At 69.0% G+C, this 287-nt stretch carries 1 protein-coding gene; it reads left to right on the top strand.

Annotation, left to right across the window (positions count from 1 at the left end; all coding sequences use genetic code 11):
- The coding region (locus H3H37_RS25480; RefSeq protein WP_182167783.1) for a GTPase at positions 1–287 on the top strand (287 nt) is incomplete at both ends.

The following is a 287-nucleotide window of genomic DNA, read 5'->3' as shown; positions in this document are numbered from 1 at the left end:
CTGCGTTCGCTGCAGGGCGAATTCTCGCGCCGGGTGGAGAGCCTGGTCAAACAGCTGATCCGCCTGCGCATCTATGTCGAGGCGGCCATCGACTTTCCCGGGGAAGAGATCGACTTCCTCGCCGATGGCCGGGTCCAGGGCCTGCTGGAGGGCGTCCAGGCCGAACTGCACCAGGTCCAGCGCGAAGCCAACCGCGGCGCCCTGCTGCGCGACGGCATGACCGTGGTGATCGCCGGCCGCCCCAATGCCGGCAAGTCCAGCCTGCTCAACGCCCTGGCCGGGCGTGA

Source organism: Rugamonas brunnea (assembly GCF_014042345.1).
Taxonomy (GTDB): domain Bacteria; phylum Pseudomonadota; class Gammaproteobacteria; order Burkholderiales; family Burkholderiaceae_D; genus Rugamonas; species Rugamonas brunnea.
The sequence above is the reverse complement of the archived record's forward strand: the minus strand, read 5'-3'. Positions and strand labels throughout refer to the sequence as shown.